Source organism: Devosia sp., from assembly GCF_034675085.1.
Taxonomy (GTDB): domain Bacteria; phylum Pseudomonadota; class Alphaproteobacteria; order Rhizobiales; family Devosiaceae; genus Devosia.
In genome coordinates, this window is the sequence record NZ_JAUCDN010000180.1 from 1 (window position 1) to 6,935 (window position 6,935).

Genomic DNA, 6,935 nt, shown 5'->3' on the forward strand with positions numbered 1-6,935 from the left:
GTTTTTGCGCCTGTCCTTATCCCGAAACCGGTGCCCACTTTCGGGAGACATGCTTTAGTTCCCCTGCTCTGTATTTACCCAATCTAAGCAATGGCGACGCTAGCATTGCCCAAGAAAAGCAAGAAGCCGGGTCAGCGAGGTAGGCGAAATGGAACAGGGGGAATTCTCCCTTAGCGAGCGCGAATTCTCGCGGATCAAGACGCGGGTCTACAAGGTCGCCGGTATTTCGCTCAGCGACGCCAAGCGCACGCTGGTGGTGTCGCGCCTCAGCAAGATCGTGCGGGCGCTGGGCCTGCCGGGCTTCGACGCCTATGTCGACTATCTCGAGCAAGGCGGCAGCGCCGGCGACGGGCAGGACTTCATCAATGCCCTGACCACCAATCTCACGCGCTTTTATCGCGAGGACCACCATTTCGAGCATCTGCGCACCTATGTGCGCGAGCTGATCGCCAACCGGCCGCGCGGCAGCCGGCTGCGCATCTGGTCGGCGGGATGCTCGACCGGGCAGGAGCCCTATACGATCGGCGCCGATCTGCTCGACGCCTTTCCCGAACTCAAGCGCTGGGATTTCCGCATCCTGGGCACCGATATCGATACGGCGGTGCTGGCCAAGGCGGCGCGCGGAATCTATCCCGAAAGCGAAGTGAGCGGGCTGACGCCGGCGCGGGCGCGGCTGTTCGAGCGCCGGGGCGACGGCAGCGTGCACATGCCGCAGGCGGTGCGCGACCTGGTGGCGTTCAAGCCGCTCAACCTCATCGAGCCCTGGCCGATGAAGGGGCCGTTCGACGCCATCTTCTGCCGCAATGTGGCGATCTATTTCGACAAGCCCACCCAGGGACAGGTGTTCGGCCGCTTCGGGCAGATTCTGGCGCCCGAAGGCTTTCTCTATATCGGGCATTCGGAAAACCTGGGCTCGGGCGGGGAAGGGTTCCGCCTGGTGGGCAAGACCATCTATCAATCCAAACGCAGTGCAAGCAGGCGAGAAGCGGCATGAGCATCAAGGTCCTGGTCGTCGACGATTCGGCGCTGATCCGCGAGGTGCTGTCGCGCATGCTGGCGCGCGATGGCGACATCGACGTGGTGGGGACGGCGACCGACCCCATGGATGCGCGCGAAAAGATCAAGGCGCTCAATCCCGACGTGGTGACGCTGGACATCGAAATGCCCAATATGAACGGGCTGCAATTTCTCGACCGGCTGATGCGGCTGCGGCCCACCCCGGTGGTGATGGTTTCCACCCTCACCAAGAAGGGGGCGAGCGAGACGCTGCTGGCGCTGGAACTGGGCGCGGTGGATTTCGTGGCCAAGCCCAGCGCCGAATTCGAGGGCGGCATCGAGGTGTTCGGGGCCAATCTGCGCGACAAGATCCGCGCGGCGGCCAAGTCGGATGTGCGCGGGCGCTCGACCAGCCGGGTGGAAACGCCCAAGGCCCCGGTCAAGACCGCCGCCGCCCCGGCCGGGGCGCTCATCGCCATCGGCGCCTCGACCGGCGGGGTGGAAGCGATCCGCACGGTGCTCTCCAGCATGCCGGTCGACTGCCCGCCCATCGTCATCGCCCAGCACATGCCGGCCGGCTTTACCGGGCGCTTCGCCGCGCGGCTGGACGAGGTGTGCGCGCTCAGCGTGGTGGAGGCGGAGGACCGCATGCCGCTGCTGCCCGGCCACGCCTATGTGGCGCGGGGGGATTTTCACCTGCGGGTCGAGCGCAGCTCGGGCCAGCTCAAGGCGCGGCTGGGCCAGGACGAGTTGACCAGCGGCCACCGGCCCAGCGTCGATGTGCTGTTCGAATCGGTGGCGCGGGTGGTGGGGCCGATGGCGGTCGGGGCGATCCTGACCGGCATGGGGCGCGATGGGGCGCGCGGGCTCAAGCTGATGCGCGAGGCGGGCGCCCATACGGTGGGCCAGAACCAGGCCTCGGCGCTGGTCTATGGCATGCCGCGCGTCGCCTTCGAGGAAGGCGCGGTGGTGGAACAGGCGCCGGTGGAAGCCATCGCGGCGCGGCTGGCCAGCGCGCTGATGCGGCTGAAATCGGCGGCCTGAACGCAGGTCGGCGCAATGCTGCCGGCCCGATTGAGAGATTTGTAACGCTTCTTGCCTAGTGTTTTTCCAAAGTTCGGGGCTCAAGAAAGAGCCTTTGGCGCGAAGAAGGTGTAGTACGACCATGCCAAAAGCCAGCGCTGTCAGCGTCCTCATCGTCGACGATCAGCAGTCCATGCGCGGTATTGCCAAATATATCCTGACCCAGCTGGGCTTCAAGGACATCATCGAGGCCAAGAGCGGACGCGACGCCCTGGGCAAGCTCGAAAAGACCAATGTCGACCTGATCATTTCCGACTGGAACATGGACGATATCGACGGGCTGACCCTGCTCAAGGTCATCCGAAAGCATCCGCGCACCCAGGCCATGCCCTTCATCATGGCCACCGGCCGCTCGGACAAGGAGCAGGTCAAGGAAGCCATTTCCTTCGGCGTCAACAACTACATCATCAAGCCCTTTGACGCGATGACCATGAAAAAGCGCATCGAGGCGGTGATCGGGGCGCTGAGCTGAGCGTAAACCCGCGCTGCGGATAACGGACAAAGGCCATGCCGCGAGCATGGCCTTTGTCGTTTCGGGGGCGGCAAGCCAAAAAAACCGGACTCTGAACTTATGCGTAAGAAGTGGTTAAGCCCCCGGTTATATCGTTTCGGAACGCCGGCAAGGGCCGGCAGAGGGAGCGATCGCCAAAACTATCGCGCGGGATCCGGGGTGGCAGAAGCTGCCGCCGGACGGGGGCGCGGGCGATCCGACAAAGGGGTTGGAGTGTTCGATGGGATTTTTTCCGCAACTCAGGATCGCCCAGAAATTGCCGCTGGCGCTGGTGGGCTCGGCCCTGGTGGTGAGCGCCGGGGTCGGCATTGCCAGCTATCTGATCGGATTGGGCACGGTGCAGGAGCAGCGCGACCAATCCATGCAGGCCGCGCTCGACACCGCCACGGCGCTGGTGAGCGACTATTATTCGGGCGTCGAGGTCGACCTGCGGCTCTTCGTGCAGCGCTCGGACACGGTGACCGCGACCAAGAACCTGACGCGGGCGCTGGATGAATTGCGCATGGGCCTGGCCGAGCGGGCCGGGGCGCAGTTGCAGGCCGCCTATATCACCGAGAACCCCAATCCGGCGGACCGCGCCCAGCTCGACAGCGCCAATGGCAAGGGCGCCACCTATGACGCCCCCCACAAGCGCTTCCATCCCGGCTTCCGCACGCTGATGCAGGAGCGGGCCTATTCGGACGTGCTGCTGATCAGCGCCGCCGGGGACGTGGTCTATTCGGTGGCCAAGAACACCGATTTCGCCGCCAATGTGGTGAGCGACGCGACGCTGGCCGCCTCCGGGCTCGGGCGCGCCTTCGCCGCCGCCAGCGAACTGGCCGATGGCGAGGCCGCCTTTGTCGATTTCTCGCTTTATGCGCCCACCGGCACGCCGCAGAGCTTCATGGCCATGCCGGTGTTCGAAAAGGAGGAGAGCAGCGGGGTGATGGTGCTGTCCATTTCACCCGACGCGGTAAGCCAGAAGGTGGGCAATCTTTCGGGCATGGGCCGGAGCGGGGAAGTGGTGGTGGTGGGCGCCGACGGGCTGCTGCGCACCGAATCGCCGCGCACCGAGGAGGCCGACGTGCTTTCGACCGCGATCACCAGCGATGTGATTGCCGACGCGCTGGCCGGGGTGAGCCGCGAGGGTGTGAGCCACGATTATCGCGGCGCCACCATGGTGGTGCGGGCCGAGCCGGTCAGCGTGGGCGATGTCACCTGGGCGGTGGCGGCGGTGCAGCCGGAAGAAGAGGCCTATGCCGCAGTCGTGCAGATGCGCAACATGACGCTGCTGATCGGGGGCGGGCTCCTGGCCATTGCGGCATTGCTGGGGGCGCTGTTCGCCCGCTCGATCAGCCGGCCGATCTCGCAGCTGACCGACACCATGGCGGCACTGGCCGATGGCGACCTGGAGGCGGAGGTGCGCGGGGCCGGGCGGGGCGACGAAATCGGCGCCATGGCGCGGGCAGTGGAAGTGTTCCGCGAGAACGGGCTCAAGGTGGCGGAAATGACCGAGGCCGAGGCGGCGCGGATCGTGCAGAGCCAGGCCGAGCGCAGCGCCATGATGCAGGATTTGCAACGCGCCTTCGGGCAGGTGGTGGACGCGGCCATTGCCGGCGATTTCGGCCAGCGGGTGACCGCCGAATTCCCCGATGACGAACTCAACCGGCTGGCCCGCTCGGTCAACATGCTGGTGGAAACGGTGGATCGGGGGCTGGAGGAAACCGGCGAGGTGCTTTCGGCGCTGGCCGAGACCGACCTGACCAAGCGCATGGCGGGCGACTATCAGGGGGCTTTCGCCAAGCTCAAGGCCGACACCAATGCGGTAGCCGACAAGCTGACCGATATCGTGGGGCAATTGCGCGATACCTCCGGCACGCTCAAGACCGCGACCGGGGAAATCCTCTCCGGGGCGAATGATCTGTCCGAGCGCACCACCAAGCAGGCGGCGACCATCGAGCAAACCTCGGCGGCCATGGAGCAACTGGCCTCGACCGTGACGCAGAATGCCGAACGGGCGCGGGAGGCCAGCACGGTGGCGGCCGGGGTGGCCCGCACCGCCGAGGAAGGCGGGCAGGTGATGCACCGGGCGACCGAGGCGATGGAGCGGATCACGCAATCCTCGGCCAAGATTTCCAACATTATCGGGCTGATCGACGACATCGCCTTCCAGACCAACCTGTTGGCGCTCAACGCTTCGGTGGAAGCGGCGCGGGCGGGCGACGCCGGCAAGGGTTTCGCCGTGGTGGCGGTGGAAGTGCGGCGGCTGGCCCAGAGCGCGGCCAATGCCTCGGCGGATGTGAAGGCGCTGATCGAGCAGTCGGCGGGCGAGGTCAAGGGCGGCAGCACGCTGGTGGTGGACGCGGCGAGCAAGCTCGAGGCCATGGTGGCGGCGGCGCGCTCGTCCAACGAGTTGATGAGCGGCATCGCCCGCGACAGCAGCGAGCAGGCGGGGGCGATCGAAGAGGTCAATACCGCCGTGCGCACCATGGACGAGATGACCCAGCACAATGCCGCGCTGGTCGAGGAGATCAACGCCGCCATCGAGCAGACCGAGGCGCAGGCGAGCGAGCTCGACCGGATCGTCGATATCTTCGCCATTGGCGGGGACGGCTCCAGCGCTGCCCCGGCGCCGGCCCGGCCCGGCCCGGTCAAGGCGCTGGCCGAGGGGGCGCGGGGCTTGCAGGAAAAGCTGCGCTCGGTGACCAAATCCTATCGCAGCCGCGGCAATGCGGCGGTGGACGAGGACTGGAACGAGTTCTGAGGCTTTGCCCCGACTTTGAGGGCCGCGCCATCGTCGGCGCGGCTCTTCCATACAAGAGGCAAGGGTCCGTTAAGGCGCCCGCGCCTAGGATGGGGCCGGGAAGAGGACGCTGTTGCCCCGAGGCAAGAGGAAAATCATGAAATTGATGAGCGCAATCCGCAATATAAGGCTGACCGCAGCCATTGCGGGGCTGGTCCTGGCCAGCATCGGGGTCACCATCGTCGCCTATTCGGTGAGCAATTACCTCTCGCTGCACGCCCAGGCGATGCAGCAGGCGGTGACCCAGCAGGAGGCTGACCTCAAGACCGCCGCCACGGTCTATGAACGGCGCATCAACGGCTCGGTGGTCACCTGGGGCGAGGATAATGGCGTGGCCGCCTTCAATACGCTGGCGCTGCCCTTCTTCTACGATACCAGCGCGGTGGATTCGGTGACCCGCGTCACCGGCGGGGAGTCGGCCGTGTTCGGCTACGATCCCGCCAGCGGGCAGTTCCTGGCCAAGACCTCGAGCTTTCCGGGCGAGGAGGGCAAGCGCGCCATCGATTTTGCGCTCGACCCGCAGGGCGCGCCCCACAAGCAATTGCTGGAGGGCCTGCCCTGGAGCGGTGTGGCCGAGGTGCATGGCCAGACGTTCCAGAGCGCGTTCTATCCCATCCACAAGCTGGATGGCTCGCTGCTTGGCGCCTTCTGGGTCGGCAAAGATGCCGGGCTCGCCTCGGCCTCGGCCATGGCGGCGGTGCCGGGCATGGTGGTGATGGGCGGCGTGCTGCTGCTGGCCATGGGGGCGGCGAGCCTGGTGCTGTCGCGCCTTCTGACCCGCCCCATCCCCCGGCTTGCCGCGGCCATGGACGCCATCGCCGCCGGCAATTTCGAGACCGAGGTGCCCTATGCCGAACGCAGCAACGAGGTGGGCGCCATGGCGCGGGCGGTGGAGATCTTCCGCGAGAACGGGCTGAAGATGAGCCAGATGAGCGAGGAGGAGCGGGCCGCCTCGCAGCGCCGGCGCATCGAGCGCACCGACATGATGGTGGCCTTGCAGGCCGCCTTCGGCGAGGTGGTGGACGCCGCCATCGCCGGGGACTTTTCCAAGCGCGTGCATGCGCAGTTTCCCGATCCCGAACTCAATGCGCTGGCCGGCAGCGTCAACAATCTGGTCGAAACCGTGGATCGCGGCATCGGGGAAACCGGCGAGGTGCTGGCGGCGCTGGCCAATACCGACCTGACGCGGCGCATGGCGGGCGAGTATCAGGGGGCCTTCGCCCGGCTCAAGGCCGATACCAATGCGGTGGGCGACAAGCTCACCGATGTGGTGACGAATCTGCGCCAGACCTCGCGGGCGCTCAAGACCGCCACCGGCGAATTGCTGGCCGGGGCGAACGATCTGTCCGAGCGCACCACCAAACAGGCCGCCACCATCGAGCAAACTTCGGCGGCCATGGAGCAGCTGGCCCAGACCGTGGTCGACAATGCCCGCATGGCCGAGGATGCCGATGGCAAGGCCAAGGCGGTTTCGGCCAGCGCCGCCCGCACCGGCACGACCATGACCGAGGCCAATGAGGCCATGGAGCGGATCACCCAGTCCTCGGCCAAGATCTCCAACAT

At 66.3% G+C, this 6,935-nt stretch carries 5 protein-coding genes; all 5 read left to right on the top strand.

Going from position 1 to position 6,935, the window contains the following annotated elements; genetic code table 11:
• Positions 1 to 148 precede the first annotated feature (148 nt).
• Complete coding sequence (locus tag VDP82_RS11850) at positions 149 to 994, top strand: protein-glutamate O-methyltransferase CheR (protein WP_323015055.1); 846 nt, start codon at positions 149 to 151, stop codon at positions 992 to 994.
• A complete protein-coding gene (locus VDP82_RS11855; protein WP_323015056.1) occupies positions 991 to 2,040 on the top strand; it encodes a protein-glutamate methylesterase/protein-glutamine glutaminase in 1,050 nt (349 codons plus the stop codon). The genes VDP82_RS11850 and VDP82_RS11855 overlap by 4 nt, the downstream gene beginning before the upstream one ends.
• A 121-nt stretch (positions 2,041 to 2,161) precedes the next feature.
• A complete protein-coding gene (locus VDP82_RS11860) occupies positions 2,162 to 2,551 on the top strand; it encodes a response regulator (RefSeq protein WP_314256968.1) in 390 nt (129 codons plus the stop codon).
• 259 nt (positions 2,552 to 2,810) lie between these two features.
• On the top strand, positions 2,811 to 5,333 hold the full coding sequence (locus VDP82_RS11865; protein WP_323015057.1) for a methyl-accepting chemotaxis protein: 2,523 nt from the start codon (positions 2,811 to 2,813) through the stop codon (positions 5,331 to 5,333).
• Between the two features lie 136 nt (positions 5,334 to 5,469).
• On the top strand, positions 5,470 to 6,935 hold a 1,466-nt coding region (locus VDP82_RS11870; protein ID WP_323015058.1), incomplete at its 3' end, for a HAMP domain-containing protein.

Coding starts and splice junctions, on each gene's coding strand:
- VDP82_RS11850 (WP_323015055.1), top strand. CDS start 149: ATGGAACAGGGGGAATTCTCCCTTAGCGAGCGCGAATTCTCGCGGATC.
- VDP82_RS11855 (WP_323015056.1), top strand. CDS start 991: ATGAGCATCAAGGTCCTGGTCGTCGACGATTCGGCGCTGATCCGCGAG.
- VDP82_RS11860 (WP_314256968.1), top strand. CDS start 2,162: ATGCCAAAAGCCAGCGCTGTCAGCGTCCTCATCGTCGACGATCAGCAG.
- VDP82_RS11865 (WP_323015057.1), top strand. CDS start 2,811: ATGGGATTTTTTCCGCAACTCAGGATCGCCCAGAAATTGCCGCTGGCG.